Below are 17,478 nucleotides of genomic sequence, written 5' to 3' on the forward strand. Positions count from 1 at the left end.
AGTGGATCGTCGGAGGGCGGCGGGGCGCCGGGGCCGGGCGAGTCGGGTCAGCGGCGTACCACCCGGCGCAGCACGCGCGCCCGGCGTGCCACCCGGCGGACGGTGGCGTTGCGCGGGATGAACGCCAGTTGGGCGGGCACCCCGCCGGGCAGCGCCAGCGTGGCCAGCCGACGGCGCTTGAAGTAGCGCAGCGTCCCGGCGTCCTGGTGCGCGGCGAGGAAGCGTTCGGCGTGCGGGCGCGACCCCGGCAGGATCTTCGGCTGCATGGCGAAGGCCACCGCGCGCACCAGCTCCTCCAGTTCCTCGACCGTCGTGCCGCGCCGTCCCTCGACGACGGCCGCCCGGTCGGCGAGGTCAGGCAGCAGCGCGTCGACCACGGTGACCGGCACCCGGTTGCTGTTCTCGTACGGGACCAGCCGCTCCAGCAGGGTCCCGGTGCCGGTCCGCGCCACCGGCAGTCCGTAGAGCGTGGCGGCGGTCAGCAGGGCGGTGGAGAAGCAGCCGACGACAAGCGCGGGACGTATCCGCTGGTAGAGCACCTCCGCCAGCACCGGGGTGTCCAGCACCGTGAGGTCCGCCCCGAGTTTCTCCGCCTCCCGCTCCAGGGTGCGGGCGTAGCGGGCCGGCGCGGTGGGGTGCGGCTTGAACACCACGCTGGTGTGGCCGAGTCCGACGGCGCCGCGCAACATGCGGACGTGCAGCTCCTCCTCCTCGTCCGGGGTGAGGATGTCCAGCGCGGACAGATACTGGCCGAGCAGCAGCGCGGGCTCGTCCGGCGCGGGCACGTCGTCGTCGGCGGCCGCGAGTTCGGCCAGCACCTTGGTGAAGGCGGCCGACGGCACCAGCTCGGCGGGGACGCCGAACTCGGTGAGCAGCAACGGCTTCAGCCCCGGCACCAGGTCCAGGTGGAGCAGCCGGTCCACCCGGGTGCCGACCAGCGGGTCGATCTTGTTGCGGGTGGGGCCGTAACTCATCAGGCCGTCCGCGTACACCGTGACCGGGGCGCCGGTGAAGATCTGGGCGAGCGCGAGCGAGGGGTTGACCTGGATCGACTCGACCGCCAGCTCCACCCGCTCGTCGCCGAGCCGCCACTCGTGGCGCACGTACCGCTCCCACAAGGGCATGTCGTCCACGCGGGGCGCCCACCCCCCGGGGTGGAACGGGGCGATCGTCTCGTTGTACGACAGCACGTCGTCGAAGCGGTCCCGCAGCCGCTCGAAGCCCGGCATCCGGTCGAGGGCGGGCGTGGTCTCCGGGGTGGCCGCGTTGTTGCAGACGAGCAGGACGCGCCGGTCGGCGGGGGCGAAGCAGCCGGAGTCGAGGGCGGCGGCCAGCGTGGCCACGCCGTACAGCGTGGACGCCTGGAAGATCTGAGTGGTCATGCGGCGGCCCCCGCGGGTGCCGGGCGACGGCGCAGCCGGCGCAGCTTGGTGGCGCGTTCCAGGTCCATCGAATCCAGCGCCTCGGTCAGCACGTCCTGCGGCATACGCCGAAGGGCGGCCGCGCTCAGGGATTTCAGTTTCCTCGCCACCAGGGGTTCGAACCTTTCGATGCTTCCCAGATGGTGGGAAATGATCGCGCAATATGTGCGCACAGCTTTGGGCAGCAGTTCTCCGGCGTCACGGTCGGCAGCGGTTTCCGCTATGACCTGGTCGAATGCGCGCAGGAAATCGAGCTGGCGCACATCGCCGATCTGGGTGAGCGAGGAGGCGACTCCGCGCCGGTAGAAGACGCCGAGCAGCCCGGTCACGGCGAACGACTCCGCCTCCCGGTGCAGCCGCCAGATCCACGGCCGGTCCTCCGCCGTGCGCAGCCCGTCCGTGAAGTGCAGCAGGCCCCGCTCCGCCAGCCGGCGGTGGTAGATGCCCGCCCAGGCGTAGGCGTAGTCCACCGACGTCGACCGGTCCGCGGGCAGGATCGCCGCCCGCGGGTCGAGGACCACGTCGCGCCGCCCGTGCGGCACCCGGTGCACGGCCCGGGCCCGCCCGGTGCACTGCACATGGTCCGTCCGCAGGAAGTCGCAGCCCAGCCCCTCGATGGCGGCCACGAGCCGCTCGTAGTAGCCGGGGGCGAGCCAGTCGTCGCCGTCGAGGAACGTCAGATACTCGCCGCGCGCCCGGTCGATGCCGGTGTTGCGGGCCGTGGCGAGTCCGCCGTTCTTCTCGTGCCGGACCAGGACGGCGCCGGGCAACTCGCGCTCGGCACGTCGGAGCACGTCCGGCGTCCCGTCGCGGGAACAGTCGTCCACGAGAATGAACTCGAAATCGTCACGCGCGTTCGCACCGAGGCTCCTCAGGGTGTCCGGCGCGTATTGCTGCACGTTGTAGAACGGCACGATGACCGAGAGCTTGACCACGCCGAGGACATTAAGGCGGGGCCCGGCATTCGTTCTGACGCTCGCCTTGATGACGGGTGAACGACGCGTGGCGAAGCCGTGAACCGGGTTTTCCCGGACCCTGATCCGGCGCCGAATCCCCATTCGTCGATGTGCTGTTAACCCTTTGTTGCGTTCAGGTTGGGCGGAACCTCCGAATGCCTTCCTAGCGTCTGCGGCGTGCCAGCAACCACCACCGAACCCCTGAGGATCGCCGTCCTCGCGGATTCCGACACCCGATGGAAATGGGGCGCGCTCACCGCGCGGCGCCTCGCTCCCCGGGGCGCGGAGATCCGGCTCGACGGCTTCCTCCTGCGCGGACGGGCCACGCCGACCGCCCGCCAGCTTCAGGAGACCGGCGCCCGCGCGGACAGCCTGCGCGAGGTGACGGCCGTCGAGTTCGTGCGGGCGATGGGCGAGGAGCCCTGCGACGTGCTCGTGCTCGCGCTGGTCGGCGGCGGGGTGCAGGCGATGCTGCACGGGCTGCGGCACGCGTGGGGGAGCGGGCCGCGTCCCGTGGTCGTCACCGGGTACGTCGGGGTCGTCTACGAGAAGCTCGCCGACGGCCTGCTGCTGCGGCACGGCGCCGATCTGGTGCTGGCCAACTCGGCGCACGACGCGGAGCGGTTCCGGGACGTGTACGAGGGGGTCGGCGCGGACGCCGCCGCGGTGACCGAGGTCGCGCTGCCCTTCCTCGGCGGGGCGCCGTACAGCGGTCGACACGAGCCGTTCACGGTGGTGTTCGCGGTCCAGCCCTCCGTGCCCGGCAGCCGCGAGGACCGCGCCTATCTGCTCGGGCGGCTCATCGCGCACGCCCGTCGTCACCCCGACCGCGAGGTGCTGCTCAAGCTGCGCTCCAAGCCCGGCGAGCACACCACGCACATCGAGGAACTGCCGTACCAGAAGCTGGTCCGGGGACTGAACCCGCCCGCCAACTTCCGTCTGGTGTACGGGCACATGGGCGAGGTGCTCGACCGCACCGACCTGCTGGTCACGGTCAGCTCCACCGCCGCCCTGGAGTCCCTGCACCGGCACATCCCGACGGCCGTACTGACCGACCTCGGGGTGCGCGAGGCACTCGGCAACCACCACTTCCTCGGGTCCGGGTGCCTGACCTCCTGGGACCGGATCGACGCGGGGGAGCTGCCGAAGGCGGAGCCGACCTGGCTGGCGCGGCAGGGAGTCGCCTCCGGGGGAGGCTCCTACGAGGGCGCCTTCGACGCCGCCCGCGCCCGCATCGCCGCCCTGCTGGCCCGCCCCGGCGGACTGCCGCCGCTCGACCCGTACTACACGGCCCAGACCGCCCCCGGCTATCTGCCCGGCATCCTCGCCCGCCACCACCTCGGACCCGACGGCGCCCCGCTGCCCGGCGCGGCCGCCGCCGGCCAGGCGCCCGGACCCGTGCGCCAGATCGTCCGCCGTGCGGCGCGCGGCGCGTACCGGCACGGCGTCCAGCGCGTCGCCCCGGTGATCCGCCGGATGGGGGAGCTGTGACGGACCCGGCCCCCACGACCACTTCTCCAGGAGACTCCATGTCCCATCCGGAAGCCCAGGACGGCACCTCGCCGCGCCGGGTACTCGCGGTGATCCCCGCGCGCGGCGGCTCCAAGGGGGTGCCCGCGAAGAACCTCGCGCCCGTCGGCGGGGTGCCGCTCGTGGCCCGCGCAGTCCGGGAGTGCCTCGCGGCGGCGCACGTGACCGACGTGGTCGTCTCCACCGACGACCCGGCCATCGCCGCCGCCGCCCGTGCCGCCGGTGCCGGCGTGGTGCTGCGCCCCGCCGCCATCGCGGGAGACACGGCCACCTCCGAGGCCGCCGTGCTGCACGCCCTGGACGCGCACGAGGAACGGCACGGCACGACCGTGGACGTGGTGCTGCTCGTGCAGTGCACCAGCCCGTTCGTCGCCCGCGAGGACGTCGACGGGGTGGCCGCGGCCGTCGCCTCCGGCACCGCCGACACGGCCGTCACGGTCGCCCCCTTCCACGGGTTCGTCTGGCGCGACGGCGACGGCGAGGGCGACGGGACCGGCGAGGCGGCGGGCGGCGGAGGTCACGGCGTCAACCACGACAAGTCCGTCCGCCCCCGCCGCCAGGACCGCCCCCAGGACCTCCTGGAGACCGGCGCCGCCTACGCGATGGACGTGACCGGCTTCCGTACCCACCGCCACCGCTTCTTCGGCCGGACCGAACTCGTCCGCACCGACCCGGCCCGCGTCCTGGAGATCGACGACCCGCACGATCTCGCCCGGGCCCGCGCCCTCGCGCCGCTCCTCGACGCCGAGCGGCCCGGCGCCCTTCCCACCCACGACGACATCGACGCCGTGGTCCTCGACTTCGACGGCACCCAGACCGACGACCGGGTGCTGATCGACTCCGACGGACGGGAGTTCGTCTCCGTGCACCGCGGGGACGGACTCGGCATCGCGGCCCTGCGCGACAGCGGCCTGAAGATGCTGATCCTGTCCACGGAACGCAACCCGGTGGTCGCCGCCCGCGCCCGCAAGCTCCGGCTTCCCGTGCTGCACGGCATCGACCGCAAGGACCTCGCCCTCAAGCAGTGGTGCGAGGAACAGGGCATCGCGCCCGAGCGCGTGCTCTACGTCGGCAACGACGTCAACGACCTCCCGTGCTTCGCCCTCGTCGGCTGGCCCGTGGCGGTCGCGGGCGCCCATGACGCCGTACGCGGCGCCGCGCGCGCCGTCACCACCGTGCGCGGTGGCGACGGCGCGATCCGGGAGGTCGCCGGCTGGCTTCTCGGACCCTCGCTCGAATCCCTCCCCAGGTAAGGAAACACCCTCACATGAGCATCAACTCCCGTATCCGTCAGCTCGGTTCGCGCGAGGTCGGCCCCGGCCGCCCGGTCTACGTCACCGGTGAGATCGGCATCAACCACAACGGCGACCTGGAGAACGCGTTCAAGCTCATCGACGCCGCCGCCGAGGCAGGCTGCGACGCCGTCAAGTTCCAGAAGCGCACGCCGGAGATCTGCACCCCGCGCGACCAGTGGGACATCGAGCGCGACACGCCCTGGGGGCGGATGACCTACATCGACTACCGCCACCGCGTGGAGTTCGGTGAGGACGAGTACCGCCAGATCGACGCGTACTGCACGGAGAAGGGCATCGACTGGTTCGCCTCCCCGTGGGACACCGAGGCCGTCGCCTTCCTGGAGAAGTTCGACGTGCCCGCCCACAAGGTGGCCTCCGCCTCCCTCACCGACGACGAGCTGCTGCGCTCGCTGCGCGCCACCGGCCGCACGGTGATCCTGTCCACCGGCATGTCCACCCCGCGCCAGATCCGCCACGCGGTCGAGGTCCTCGGCTCGGACAACATCCTGCTCTGCCACGCCACGTCCACCTACCCGGCCAAGGCCGAGGAGCTGAACCTGCGCGTGATCAACACGCTGGAGAAGGAGTACCCGAACGTCCCGATCGGCTACTCCGGCCACGAGACGGGCTTGCAGACCACGCTGGCCGCCGTCGCCCTCGGCGCCGTCTTCGTCGAGCGGCACATCACCCTCGACCGCGCGATGTGGGGCTCCGACCAGGCCGCCTCCGTCGAGCCGCAGGGTCTGACGCGCCTGGTCCGCGACATCCGCGCCGTCGAGGCGTCCCTCGGCGACGGCGTCAAGAAGGTCTACGACTCCGAGCTGGGCCCCATGAAGAAGCTGCGCCGCGTCACCGGCGTCGTCGCCGAGGCGGACATCGCCGCCGCGGCGGGCGAGCCGGTCACGGTCTGATCCCTCAGCCCGCCACCCCTCCCGGGACGGTCCTCCACCGATGAGCCCCCAACACGCCCACACCCTCGCGTTCGTCGAGAGCCCCGTGCAACTGCTGAACGTACTGGAGTGGGCCCACGTACAGGGTCTGCGACCGGCGGAGGACCGCGCCATGGGCTCGCGCCCGGACCCGTCACCCACCGCCGGGACCCCCGAGACCGGCCGTCCGCCTCTGCCCACGCCGTTCCAGCCGTCCCCGGCCGGGCGGGGGCGGCGGTCCTCGGGGGACGGGGAGCACACCGAGGGCGCCACCGGGCTGACTCTCGTCGTGCTCGCGCCCACCGACCCCATGACCCGGGGCCAGTTGCGCCGGATGGCGGATCTCGCGCGGGACAAGGGGTACCTGGTGCGCTGGGAGGAGGCGCGGGGCGGGGCGAGCGCGCCGTTCCAGACGGTCGGGGCGCTGGCGGGTCCGCTGAGACGGGCGGAACGGATCGTCATGGGGGACCCGTTCTCCCGGTACGTGCAGCTCCTGCTGACCATCACCCGCGCCCGCGACCTGGTCGTGGTGGACGACGGCACCGCGACGATGGAGTTCGTCGCCCAACTGGCCCGTGGCGAGCGGCTGGTGCGCTGGCACCGCAAGGGCGGTCGTCCCGGCCCCCGTGAGCTTCTCTTCGCACCCGTGTCCGCCACCGCCCGGCGCCGGCTCCTGCCCGTACCGGGCCGCCGCGTCGAGGTCTTCTCCGCCATGCCGGTGGCCGAGACCCCCGAGGGCGTGACGGTCACCGCGAACGACTTCGCCTGGACCCGCGCCCGCTTCGGCCCGCCCCGCATCACCAGGGGCGCCGACCTGGTGGGCACCTCGCTGGTGGAGACCGGGGTGGTGGACGTGGACCGCTATGTGGAGGCCGTACACACCCTGGCCAAGTCCCATGGCGCCACCCGCTACTTCGCACACCGCCGCGAAAGCACCGCCAAGCTCCACCGCCTGGCCGGCGAGACCGGCCTGGAGATCGTCCGCCCCGACCTTCCCCTGGAGCTGATCGCCCGCCGGGGCCCCATCGGCCGGACGATCCTCAGCTTCCCCTCCACCGTCGTCCACACCCTCCCCCTGGCCCTCAAGGGCACCGGCGTCCGCGTGGCCGTCTGCGACGTGGACCCCGCCTGGCTCACCGAGAACGCCTCACCGCGCGCCCAGGGCTTCCTGTCCGGCGTGACCGGGACGGCCCGGGACGTGCACCGGCTGGCGTCGGTGCGGACGGCGTAGGAAAGCCCGGCCGCGGTCTCCCCGCCCGGCTGTCGGACCGTCCTGCGATGCTGCCGGGATGACTCCCTGGAATCTGCTGGACCTCGATCGCGCGCTGCGGGCGAGCTGGGCCGTCGACACCTGCTCGCCCGACGACCTGCCCGACTGGCGCCCCGCCAACCCGGCCTGGGGACACTGCGACATCACCGCACTGCTCGTCCACGACCTCTTCGGCGGCGAACTCGTGGTCGGCGAGGTCCGTCTCGACGGCGTCCAGCACGGCTACCACTGGTGGAACCGGCTCGCCAACGGCGTCGAACTCGACCTGACGCGCGAGCAGTTCCAGCGCGGGCAGAGCATCACCACCCTGCGTGCCGTCCAGCGCCCGCCGGGCCCGACGCTCCGCCGCCGGGCCGAGTACCTGCTGCTGCGCGAGCGGGTCGCGGCGCGGCTCGGCCCGCTGCCGGAGCCGAGCTGAGGCGCGGACCCGCCTACTTCCGCGCCAGCACGAACGCCCGCGCCCGCTTCTCCTCCCCCTGCGGCTGCCGCAGCGTCGTCGCCACCGGGGTCAGCCCCGCCCCGGCCAGCAGGTCCGCCATCTGCTCCGGGGTGCGCCAGTAGTAGTCGAGGTCGATGTCGTGGCCGAAGCGCTCGGCCAGATGGAGGTGCCCGGTGTCCGTACGGGCCTGGAAGGCCAGCAGCACGTGGCCGCCGGGCACCAGGGTGCGGTGGAAGCCGGCGAAGACGGCGGGCAGGTGCGCGTCGGGCACGTGGATCGTGGAGTACAGGGCGAGGATGCCGCCGAGGGTGGCGTCCGGCAGGTCCAGGGACGTCATCGAACCGACGTGGAAGCGCAGCCGCGGGTGCGCCGCGCGGGCCAGCTCGACCATCGCGGGGGAGACGTCCACCCCGAAGGCAGGCACCCCCAGCTCGTGCAGAAGCGCCGTGACGAACCCCGGTCCGCTCCCCAGGTCGGCCACCGGCTCCGGCCCGTTCGCCGCCACCAGCCGGACGAACGCCTCCACCAGCGCCTGGTCCAGCGGAAACGTCAGCGAGGACGGGTACTCGGTGGAGTAGTCCTTGGCGATCGCGTCGTAGGAGGAACGGGTGGCGCGCAGAAAGCCGGCGTGGGTGTCGGTCACGCCGCCGCACCCTACCGGCACGCTCCGGCGCGCGGGTCCGGTCCGTGGACAAAGCGAGCGGGGGTGCGTCAGCCGTGGTATCCGTGGAAGGAGAAAGAAAGGTTTTACCCACCTCAGCCCACCGCCATGCGTCCGCCGGTCACATTTTCTTCCCCTGACGGACTGAACTTTTGTTGATCGAGGGTCAGTTGACCGGCCGGGCGTCCTACCCTTCAGAGGGTGAACCGATTGATGCTCCGAGAGACCGAGGCCGACCTGCCCGGGGATGTGCTCCCCGGCGCGCTCAGCGCGTCCCTGCACGCGGAACTCGTCGAGTTCCGCCGCGACTTGCACATGCACCCCGAACTGGGCAACCAGGAGTTCCGTACGACCGCCGCGATCAAGGAGCGGCTGGAGCGGGCCGGGCTCACCCCCCGCGTCCTGTCCACCGGAACGGGTCTCATCTGCGACATCGGGCTCACCGAGGGCCACGGCAGCCGCATCGCCGACGACGGCCGCCCCGCCGCCCCCCTGCTGGCCCTGCGGGCCGACATCGACGCGCTGCCCATCCCGGACACCAAGACCGACTGCGTCTACCGGTCCACGGTCCCCGGCCGTGCCCACGCCTGTGGCCACGACGTGCACACCACCGTCGTCCTCGGCACCGGTCTGGTCCTGGCCGACCTGCACGCCAAGGGTCTGCTGTCCCGTCCCGTCCGGCTGATCTTCCAGCCCGCCGAGGAGCAGCTCCCCGGCGGCGCGCTCACCGCCATCGCGGACGGCGCGCTGGAGGGCGTCGGCCGCATCCTCGCGCTGCACTGCGACCCCAAGGTCGAGACCGGCCGGATCGGTCTGCGGCACGGTCCCATCACCAGTGCCTGCGACAAGCTGGACGTCACCCTGGACGGCCCCGGCGGCCACACCGCCCGCCCCCACCTGACGACCGACCTGGTCACGGCCGCCGCCCGCGTCGTCACCGACGTGCCCGCGGTGATCAGCCGCCGCGTCGACACCCGCAGCGGTCTCGCCCTGACCTGGGGCCGCATCGAGTCGGGCCACGCGCCGAACGTCATCCCGCAGCACGCCGAACTCTCCGGCACCGTCCGCTGCCTGGACCTCGACGCCTGGCGCGACGCCCCCGACATCGTGCACGCCGCCATCGACGAGGTCGCCACCCTGCACGGCGCCAAGTCCGAGATCACCTACGTGCGCGGGGTGCCCCCGGTCGTCAACGACCAGGAGTCGGCCGAGCTGTTGCGCCGCGCGATGGTCGCCCGCCGGGGTCTGGACTCCGTGGAGAGCACCGAGCAGAGCCTGGGCGGCGAGGACTTCTCCTGGTACCTGGAGCACGTCCCCGGCGCCATGGCCCGCCTCGGCGTCCGCCGCCCGGGCGAGCGCACCGTACGCGACCTGCACCAGGGCGACTTCGACGCCGACGAGAACGCGATCACGGTCGGGGTGGAGCTGTTCACCGCCGCCGCCCTCATGGGGGCACCGGAACTCTGACGCGAGGGGCGGGCGGCTCGTCCTGCGAGCCGCCGTCGGGCCGGTCGCGCGGGCTGTCGCGCGAGCCGCTGCGGGGGCTTACGCGGACCTTCGGCAGAGCTGCCACGCAGACCGTCGCGGGCGCCGCCGCACACGCCGTCGTACGACCCCCGGCGCCCGCCCCCACGCACACCCCGTCCGCCCGCGCAACACACCCGCAAGCCATTTGTTCCGCCCCGGAAACAAAGGCATGAGGCACCTGCCCGGCCGAGTTCAGACCCCGTTTGCCTCGGTTCGATAACGGCTGCCCGAGAGGTGTTTTTCTGACATCTACGCGCGTTACGATGCCGCGAGCCGACGCCGCCGGGGCGCTCGGCCGGAGCACCGCTCCTCGGTGCTCACATCAAGCGCCATCGTGGCGCTCAGGTCAGGTGAAGGAGCCTTCCCGTGCGCCGGGTAGCCAAGCTTTCCGCTGCGTGTATAGCGACCGCAGCCCTCGCCCTTTCTGCCACCGCCTGTGGCAGCACCTCCTCCGAGAACGACAAGGCCTCCTCCGGCTCGTCGGGTGACGGCAAGGGTGTCAAGATCGGTCTCGCCTTCGACGTCGGCGGCCGTGGTGACCACTCCTTCAACGACTCCGCCGCGCGCGGCACCGACAAGGCGTCGAAGGAGTTCGACGGTTCGGTCAAGGAGCTGACCGCCAAGTCCAGCGACACCGAGGCCGACCGCGAGCAGCGCCTGTCCGACCTGGCCGACGCGGGCTACAACCCGATCGTCGCCGTCGGTTACGCCTACGCCACCTCCGTGGACAAGGTCGCCGCCAAGTACCCGAAGACCAGCTTCGGCATCGTCGACTCGGTCGTGAAGGCCAAGAACGCCGACAGCATCACCTTCACCGAGGAGCAGGGCTCGTACCTGGCCGGTGTCGCCGCGGCGCTGAAGACCAAGACCAAGCACGTCGGCTTCATCGGCGGCGTCGACGTCCCGCTGATCAAGAAGTTCCAGGCGGGCTACGTCCAGGGCGTCAAGGACACCAACCCGAAGGTCAAGGTCGACGTCCAGTACCTGAGCCACGGTTCGGACACCTCCGGCTTCGCCAGCCCCGACAAGGGCAAGGAAGCCGCGCAGGGAATGCTGGACAACGGCGCCGACATCGTCTACTCGGCGGCCGGCTCCTCCGGCAACGGCGCCATCGAGGCCGTCAACGGCAAGAAGGGCGCCTGGGCGATCGGCGTCGACTCGGACCAGTACAACATCCCGGGTCTGGCCAAGTACAAGAGCTCGATCCTGACCTCGGTCGTCAAGAACGTCGACGTCGGCGTCTACGACTTCATCAAGTCCGTCCACGACGGCAAGCCGCTGACCGGCAACAACGTCTACTCGCTGGCCAAGAACGGCGTTTCGCTGGCCACGAGCGGCGGCTTCATCGACGACATCCAGCCCAAGCTGGACGCCGCGAAGAAGAAGATCGTCGACGGCTCGGTCAAGGTCAAGACCACCCCGTGATCTGACCGGTCCACCAGGACCACGGCTCGGCGTGGGGGCGCCTGGGCCCTGTCGTCAACCTCCCGCCTGCGGGGCGACGGGAGGTTGACGACAGGACCCGACGCCTCCCGCCGGGCCATAACAATGTGTCAACTCTACGCGTGTAGCACCGAGTTGCCGCGCTAGCGTCGCCGACGCCTGCCCTCCCTCCCCCAACGCAGCCCCTTTCCCCGAGGAGAGTGCGCCATCAACGCGTCCAGCCCTCCCGCTGCCGTCGAACTGCGCGGCATCACCAAGCGTTTCCCCGGCGTCGTCGCCAACCGCGACATCGACATCACGGTCCGCACCGGCACGGTTCATGCCCTGTGCGGCGAGAACGGCGCCGGCAAGTCCACCCTGATGAAGATCCTCTACGGCATGCAGCAGCCGGACGAGGGCACCATCACCGTGGCCGGCGAACAGGTCGTCCTGAACAACCCCGGTGACGCCATCGCGCGCGGCATCGGCATGGTGCACCAGCACTTCATGCTCGCCGACAACCTCACCGTCCTGGAGAACGTCGTCCTCGGCGCCGAGAAGCTGTACGGCATCGGAGGCAAGGCGCGCGCCAAGATCAAGGAGATCTCCGACGCGTACGGCCTGAACGTCCGCCCCGACGTCCTCGTCGAGGCGCTGGGTGTCGCCGACCGCCAGCGCGTGGAGATCCTCAAGGTCCTCTACCGGGGCGCCAGGACCCTGATCCTGGACGAGCCCACCGCCGTCCTCGTGCCCCAGGAGGTCGACGCCCTCTTCGACAACCTGCGCGAGCTCAAGGCCGAGGGCCTCACCGTCATCTTCATCTCCCACAAGCTGGGGGAGGTGCTGTCGGTCGCTGACGAGATCACCGTCATCCGGCGCGGCACCACCGTCGGCACCGCCGAGCCGAGCACCACCACGCCCAAGCAGCTCGCGGAGCTGATGGTCGGCAGCGAACTGCCCACGCCCGAGACCGAGGAGTCCACGGTCACGGACGTGCCCATGCTGGAGGTCTCCGGGCTGCACCTGGCCCAGAAGGATCTGGACGGCGTGGAGCGGGTCATCCTCGGCGAGGTGTCCCTCACCATCCACAAGGGCGAGGTCCTCGGCATCGCGGGCGTGGAGGGCAACGGCCAGTCCGAGCTGGTCGAGGCGATCATGGGTATGCGCACCCCGGACGCGGGCGTCGTCGTGCTCGACGGCGAGGACATCTCCGCCGCGCCCACCCGCCGCCGCCGCGAGGCCGGCATCGGCTACGTCCCCGAGGACCGCCACCGCCACGGCCTGCTCCTGGAAGCGCCGCTGTGGGAGAACCGCATCCTCGGCCACGTCACCGAGCACCCCAACTCCCGGCGCGGCCTGCTCGACCTGAAGGCCGCCCGCGCGGACACCGAGCGCATCGTCGCCGACTACGACGTGCGCACGCCCGGCATCGACGTGACCGCGGCCTCCCTGTCCGGCGGCAACCAGCAGAAGCTGATCGTCGGCCGCGAGATGAGCCACGACCCCAAGCTGCTCATCGCCGCCCACCCCACCCGCGGTGTGGACGTCGGCGCGCAGGCGGCCATCTGGGACTACATCCGCGAGGCCCGCCGCGCGGGTCTGGCGGTGCTGCTGATCTCCGCCGACCTGGACGAGCTGATCGGTCTCTCCGACACCCTGCGGGTGATGTTCCGCGGCCGTCTGGTCGCCGACGCCGACCCCGCCACGATCACCCCCGAGGAGCTGGGCTCCGCCATGACCGGTGCCGCCTCCGGCCACCTGGAGCACACAGAGGACGCCGACCGATGAACAAGCTGACCTCACGGATCGACAAGGAGCGGCTGTTCCTCGGCATAGCCGCGCCGCTGCTCGCGGTCGTCGCCGCGCTCGTGGTCACCGCCCTGGTGATCCTCGCGACCGGCAAGAACCCCGGCGACGCGTTCAGCGACATGGTGACCTACGGCTTCGCCAGCGACAGCCAGGTCTACATCCTGAACAAGGCGACGACGTACTACCTCGCGGGCGTCGCGGTGGCCATCGGCTTCCGGATGAACCTGTTCAACATCGGTGTCGACGGCCAGTACCGCCTCGCCGCGTTCGTGGCCGCCGCCGTCGGCGGCGCGCTCACCGTGCCGGGCTGGCTCGCCGTCCCGCTGATCCTCCTGTGCGCCATGGGCACCGGCGCCCTGTGGGCGGCCATCGCGGGCGTCCTCAAGGTGACCCGGGGTGTCAGCGAGGTCATCGCGACGATCATGCTGAACTCGATCGCGACCGCGATCATCGGCTACCTCCTCCAGCCGGGCAAGCTCGGCCAGCTCGACGACGGCGGCACCCTGGTCTCCACCAAGCCGCTGCCCTCCTCGTCCTTCCTGCCGAACATCGACACGGGCCCGGCCGGCGTCCTCGACAGCCTCCTCGTGCTCGCCGTGGCCGTCGGCGTGGCGTACTGGTTCATCCTCGGCCGCACCCGCTTCGGCTACGACCTGCGCACCGTGGGCCAGTCCGAGTCGGCCGCCGCCGCGAGCGGCGTCAGCGTCAAGAAGATGATCGCCACCAGCATGATCATCTCCGGTGCGGTGGCCGGTCTCATCGGTATGCCGACGCTGCTGAACGAGGGTCACCAGTACGACAACAGCTTCCCGGCGGGCATCGGCTTCACCGGCATCGCCATCGCGCTGCTCGGCCGCAACCACCCGATCGGCATCGCGCTCGGCGCCCTCCTGTGGGGCTTCCTGGAGCGCACCACCAACCACCTGGAGTTCCAGGGCTACGACAAGGAGATCCTCGGCGTGATCCAGGGCGTCATCGTCCTGTGCGTCGTGATCGCCTACGAGGTCGTCCGCCGCTACGGCCTCAAGCGCCAGCAGCAGCGGGTCGGCGCCGAACTCGCCGCCCAGGCCGCCAAGCCGACCGAGATGCAGGAGGTGGCGTGATGACCGCCACGATGACGGACGCGCCGCCGCCCGCGGCGCCCAAGGCCCCGGGCAGCGCGGACAAGCGCCCGGGCCGTTCCACCACCCGGCTCTTCCTGGTCATCGCCGGCGCCCTGCTGCTCGTCGCCGTCGTGCGCCTGATCACCGGGGCGAACCAGCTCACCTCCGAGGGCCAGGTCAACGCCGCGCTCGGGCTCGCCGTGCCGATCGGTCTCGCCGGTCTCGCGGGCCTGTGGTCCGAGCGGGCCGGTGTGGTCAACATCGGCCTCGAAGGCATGATGATCCTCGGCACCTTCGGCGCGGGCTGGATCGGCTGGCAGTCCAGCCCCTGGCTCGGTCTGCTGTGCGGCATCGGCTTCGGTGTCCTCGGCGGTCTCGTGCACGCGGTCGCCACGGTCACCTTCGGCGTCGACCACATCGTCTCCGGTGTCGCGGTCAACCTGCTCGCGCTCGGCGCCACGCAGTACCTCGCCAAGCTCTTCTTCGCCGGTGGCAAGGCCGCCGAGGCGGGCGGCAACCCCAAGCAGTCCCCGCCGGTCGACTCCCTCACCGACATCACCGTGCCGGGCCTGTCCGGCGCGCTGCACTCGGTCGAGCAACACCACTGGTTCCTCATCTCCGACATCGCGGGCATTCTCGGCGGTATCGTCACCGACGTGTCCGTGGTGACGATCCTGGCCGCGCTGCTGTTCGCCGGAAGCTGGTGGGTGCTGTGGCGCACCCCCTTCGGCCTGCGGCTGCGCTCCTGCGGCGAGAACCCGGTGGCGGCCGAGTCCCTCGGCGTCAACGTCTACCGCTACAAGTACGCCGCCGTCGCCATCTCCGGCGGTCTCGCCGGACTCGGCGGCGCCTTCCTCGCGCTGGTCACCTCGCACACCTACCTGGAGGGTCAGACCGGCGGCCGCGGCTACATCGGCCTCGCGGCGATGATCTTCGGCAACTGGCGGCCCGGCGGTCTGGCCATGGGCGCCGCCCTGTTCGGCTACTCCGACGCCCTCCAGCTCCGCAACGGCGGCGTCACCGTGCACGCCCTGCTGCTCCTGCTGGTCGTCCTGCTCGCCGCCCTCGCGGGCTGGAAGCTGTACCGCAAGGCCCTGTGGCAGGGCGTGATCAGCGCGGTCATGGCCGTCCTGGTCCTGGCCTGGTACCTGTTCACCGACGAGGTCCCGAGCGACTTCGTGGGCGCCACGCCGTACGTCGTCACGCTGCTCGTGCTCTCGCTGTCCGCCCAGCGGCTGCGGATGCCCAAGGCGGACGGAATGCGGTACCGGAAGGGGCAGGGCAAGTGACCACCGCGACCGCGTTCGACTGGGAGGCGCTGCGCGCCGAGGCCCGCGAGGCCATGGCGCACGCCTACGCGCCCTACTCCGGCTACCCGGTCGGTGTGGCGGCCCAGGTCGACGACGGCCGCACGGTCACCGGCTGCAACGTGGAGAACGCCTCCTACGGGCTCGGCCTGTGCGCCGAGTGCGGCCTCGTCTCCCAGCTCCAGCGCACCGGCGGCGGGCGTTTGACACACTTCACCTGTGTGGACGGCACCGGCGCCCTCCTCGTGCCGTGCGGCCGCTGCCGTCAGTTGCTGTACGAGTTCGGCGGCCCCGGACTGCTGCTCGACACCCCCGAGGGCGTCCTCCCGCTCTCCGAGATGCTGCCCCAGGCCTTCGGCCCGGACCATCTCACCAAGTAAGTCCGTACGGCCCCCCTGCTCGCTTTCCGAGCAGGGGGGCCGTACACCTGCACCTCCCGGAAGGAACACCCTGGCCATGGACGCCATCTCCGTCATCCGCACCAAGCGGGACCGCGCCGCACTGACCGACGAGCAGATCGACTGGGTCATCGACGCGTACACCCGCGGCGAGGTCGCCGACTACCAGATGGCCGCCCTCAACATGGCCATCCTGCTCAACGGCATGGACCGCCGGGAGATCGCCCGCTGGACCGCCGCGATGATCGCCTCCGGCGAGCGCATGGACTTCTCCTCGCTGTCCCGCCCGACCGCCGACAAGCACTCCACGGGCGGCGTCGGCGACAAGATCACGCTTCCGCTCGCCCCGCTGGTCGCGGCGTGCGGCGCGGCCGTCCCGCAGCTCTCCGGCCGCGGCCTCGGCCACACCGGCGGCACCCTCGACAAGCTGGAGTCCATCCCCGGCTGGCGCGCGCTGCTCTCCAACGAGGAGATGCTGTCGGTGCTGGACGGCGTCGGCGCGGTGATCTGCGCGGCGGGCGACGGCCTGGCCCCGGCGGACAAGAAGCTGTACGCCCTGCGCGACGTGACCGGCACGGTGGAGGCGATCCCGCTGATCGCGTCCTCGATCATGTCGAAGAAGATCGCGGAGGGCACCGGTTCGCTCGTGCTGGACGTGAAGGTGGGCTCCGGCGCCTTCATGAAGACCCTGGACGACGCCCGTGAGCTGGCCTCCACCATGGTGGGCCTCGGCACCGACCACGGCGTGAAGACGGTCGCCCTCCTCACCGACATGTCCACCCCGCTCGGCCTGACGGCGGGCAACGCGCTGGAGGTCCGCGAGTCCGTGGAGGTCCTGGCGGGCGGCGGCCCGGCGGACGTCGTCGAGCTGACCCTCGCCCTGGCCCGCGAGATGCTCGACGCGGCCGGCCTCAAGGACGCCGACCCGGCCAAGGCCCTGGCCGACGGCTCCGCGATGGACGTCTGGCGCCGCATGATCGCCGCCCAGGGTGGCGACCCGGACGCGACGCTCCCCGTCGCCCGCGAGCAGCACGTGGTGACGGCCCCCACCTCCGGCGTCCTCACCCGCCTCGACGCCTATGACATCGGCATCGCCGCCTGGCGCCTGGGCGCGGGCCGCGCCCGCAAGGAAGACCCGGTCCAGGCGGGCGCGGGCGTCGAGATGCACGCCAAGCCGGGCGACCAGGTCGTCGCCGGCCAGCCCCTGCTCACCCTCCACACGGACACCCCGGACCGCTTCGCCTACGCCCTGGAGGCGACGGAGGGCTCGTTCGACATCGCGCCGGCCGGTACGGACTTCGCGGCTTCGCCTGTGGTGCTGGAGCGGATCGCCTGATCAGGGGACTTCTTCGTTCGGGTGAACGGGACCGGTGGACCTCCACCGGTCCCGTTCGTCATGCAGCGCCCGGTG

The 17,478-nt window shown here is 71.7% G+C and carries 15 protein-coding genes; 12 read left to right on the forward strand and 3 right to left on the reverse strand.

The window, feature by feature from the left end; translation table 11 throughout:
- Positions 1–47: 47 nt before the first annotated feature.
- The gene (locus tag ACWEEU_RS10580) at positions 48–1,382 is read right to left on the reverse strand and encodes an alpha-2,8-polysialyltransferase family protein (RefSeq protein ID WP_451730780.1); all 1,335 of its coding nucleotides are present in this window, start codon (positions 1,380–1,382) and stop codon (positions 48–50) included.
- Complete coding sequence (locus ACWEEU_RS10585) at positions 1,379–2,356, reverse strand: glycosyltransferase family 2 protein (protein WP_451730783.1); 978 nt, start codon at positions 2,354–2,356, stop codon at positions 1,379–1,381. The genes ACWEEU_RS10580 and ACWEEU_RS10585 overlap by 4 nt, the downstream gene beginning before the upstream one ends.
- A gap of 198 nt (positions 2,357–2,554) precedes the next feature.
- On the opposite strand from ACWEEU_RS10585, the gene ACWEEU_RS10590 reads away from it, so the two are divergent.
- From ACWEEU_RS10590 to ACWEEU_RS10610, 5 genes are read left to right on the forward strand one after another with little or no spacing between them, the layout of a single operon-like run.
- A complete protein-coding gene (locus ACWEEU_RS10590; RefSeq protein WP_451730786.1) occupies positions 2,555–3,868 on the forward strand; it encodes a DUF6716 putative glycosyltransferase in 1,314 nt (437 codons plus the stop codon).
- Between the two features lie 38 nt (positions 3,869–3,906).
- The gene (locus ACWEEU_RS10595) at positions 3,907–5,160 is read left to right on the forward strand and encodes a cytidylyltransferase domain-containing protein (RefSeq protein ID WP_451730789.1); all 1,254 of its coding nucleotides are present in this window, start codon (positions 3,907–3,909) and stop codon (positions 5,158–5,160) included.
- Between the two features lie 14 nt (positions 5,161–5,174).
- Positions 5,175–6,113: an N-acetylneuraminate synthase family protein gene (locus ACWEEU_RS10600; protein WP_385747481.1), complete on the forward strand. Its 939-nt coding sequence runs from the start codon at positions 5,175–5,177 to the stop codon at positions 6,111–6,113.
- A gap of 40 nt (positions 6,114–6,153) precedes the next feature.
- Positions 6,154–7,362, forward strand: coding sequence for a hypothetical protein (locus ACWEEU_RS10605; RefSeq protein ID WP_451730792.1), 1,209 nt, complete (start codon positions 6,154–6,156; stop codon positions 7,360–7,362).
- Between the two features lie 58 nt (positions 7,363–7,420).
- A complete protein-coding gene (locus ACWEEU_RS10610) occupies positions 7,421–7,819 on the forward strand; it encodes a YunG family protein (protein ID WP_451730795.1) in 399 nt (132 codons plus the stop codon).
- 13 nt (positions 7,820–7,832) lie between these two features.
- Here ACWEEU_RS10610 and ACWEEU_RS10615 read toward each other — a convergent pair whose 3' ends face one another.
- Complete coding sequence (locus tag ACWEEU_RS10615) at positions 7,833–8,483, reverse strand: class I SAM-dependent DNA methyltransferase (RefSeq protein WP_451730798.1); 651 nt, start codon at positions 8,481–8,483, stop codon at positions 7,833–7,835.
- A gap of 231 nt (positions 8,484–8,714) precedes the next feature.
- On the opposite strand from ACWEEU_RS10615, the gene ACWEEU_RS10620 reads away from it, so the two are divergent.
- The 7 genes from ACWEEU_RS10620 to ACWEEU_RS10650 all read left to right on the forward strand — a co-directional run bounded on the left by ACWEEU_RS10620 (position 8,715) and on the right by ACWEEU_RS10650 (position 17,403).
- Complete coding sequence (locus ACWEEU_RS10620; protein ID WP_385747474.1) at positions 8,715–9,968, forward strand: M20 family metallopeptidase; 1,254 nt, start codon at positions 8,715–8,717, stop codon at positions 9,966–9,968.
- 426 nt (positions 9,969–10,394) lie between these two features.
- Positions 10,395–11,453, forward strand: a complete 1,059-nt coding sequence (locus tag ACWEEU_RS10625; protein WP_385747472.1) for a BMP family lipoprotein — start codon at positions 10,395–10,397, stop codon at positions 11,451–11,453.
- A 258-nt stretch (positions 11,454–11,711) separates the two neighbouring features.
- Positions 11,712–13,238, forward strand: coding sequence for an ABC transporter ATP-binding protein (locus ACWEEU_RS10630; RefSeq protein WP_385747499.1), 1,527 nt, complete (start codon positions 11,712–11,714; stop codon positions 13,236–13,238).
- Positions 13,235–14,362: an ABC transporter permease gene (locus ACWEEU_RS10635; protein WP_385747470.1), complete on the forward strand. Its 1,128-nt coding sequence runs from the start codon at positions 13,235–13,237 to the stop codon at positions 14,360–14,362. The genes ACWEEU_RS10630 and ACWEEU_RS10635 overlap by 4 nt, the downstream gene beginning before the upstream one ends.
- Positions 14,362–15,651, forward strand: a complete 1,290-nt coding sequence (locus ACWEEU_RS10640; protein WP_385747468.1) for an ABC transporter permease — start codon at positions 14,362–14,364, stop codon at positions 15,649–15,651. The genes ACWEEU_RS10635 and ACWEEU_RS10640 overlap by 1 nt, the downstream gene beginning before the upstream one ends.
- Complete coding sequence (locus ACWEEU_RS10645) at positions 15,648–16,049, forward strand: cytidine deaminase (protein WP_161178717.1); 402 nt, start codon at positions 15,648–15,650, stop codon at positions 16,047–16,049. Before ACWEEU_RS10640 ends, ACWEEU_RS10645 begins: the two co-directional genes overlap by 4 nt.
- 70 nt (positions 16,050–16,119) lie before the next feature.
- A complete protein-coding gene (locus ACWEEU_RS10650; protein WP_385747497.1) occupies positions 16,120–17,403 on the forward strand; it encodes a thymidine phosphorylase in 1,284 nt (427 codons plus the stop codon).
- Positions 17,404–17,478 lie beyond the last annotated feature (75 nt).

The sequence above is a fragment of the Streptomyces sp. NPDC005004 genome (genome assembly GCF_053600675.1).

Coding starts and splice junctions, on each gene's coding strand:
- ACWEEU_RS10595 (WP_451730789.1), top strand. CDS start 3,907: ATGTCCCATCCGGAAGCCCAGGACGGCACCTCGCCGCGCCGGGTACTC.
- ACWEEU_RS10635 (WP_385747470.1), top strand. CDS start 13,235: ATGAACAAGCTGACCTCACGGATCGACAAGGAGCGGCTGTTCCTCGGC.
- ACWEEU_RS10640 (WP_385747468.1), top strand. CDS start 14,362: ATGACCGCCACGATGACGGACGCGCCGCCGCCCGCGGCGCCCAAGGCC.
- ACWEEU_RS10580 (WP_451730780.1), bottom strand. CDS start 1,382: ATGACCACTCAGATCTTCCAGGCGTCCACGCTGTACGGCGTGGCCACG.
- ACWEEU_RS10620 (WP_385747474.1), top strand. CDS start 8,715: ATGCTCCGAGAGACCGAGGCCGACCTGCCCGGGGATGTGCTCCCCGGC.
- ACWEEU_RS10600 (WP_385747481.1), top strand. CDS start 5,175: ATGAGCATCAACTCCCGTATCCGTCAGCTCGGTTCGCGCGAGGTCGGC.
- ACWEEU_RS10610 (WP_451730795.1), top strand. CDS start 7,421: ATGACTCCCTGGAATCTGCTGGACCTCGATCGCGCGCTGCGGGCGAGC.
- ACWEEU_RS10605 (WP_451730792.1), top strand. CDS start 6,154: ATGAGCCCCCAACACGCCCACACCCTCGCGTTCGTCGAGAGCCCCGTG.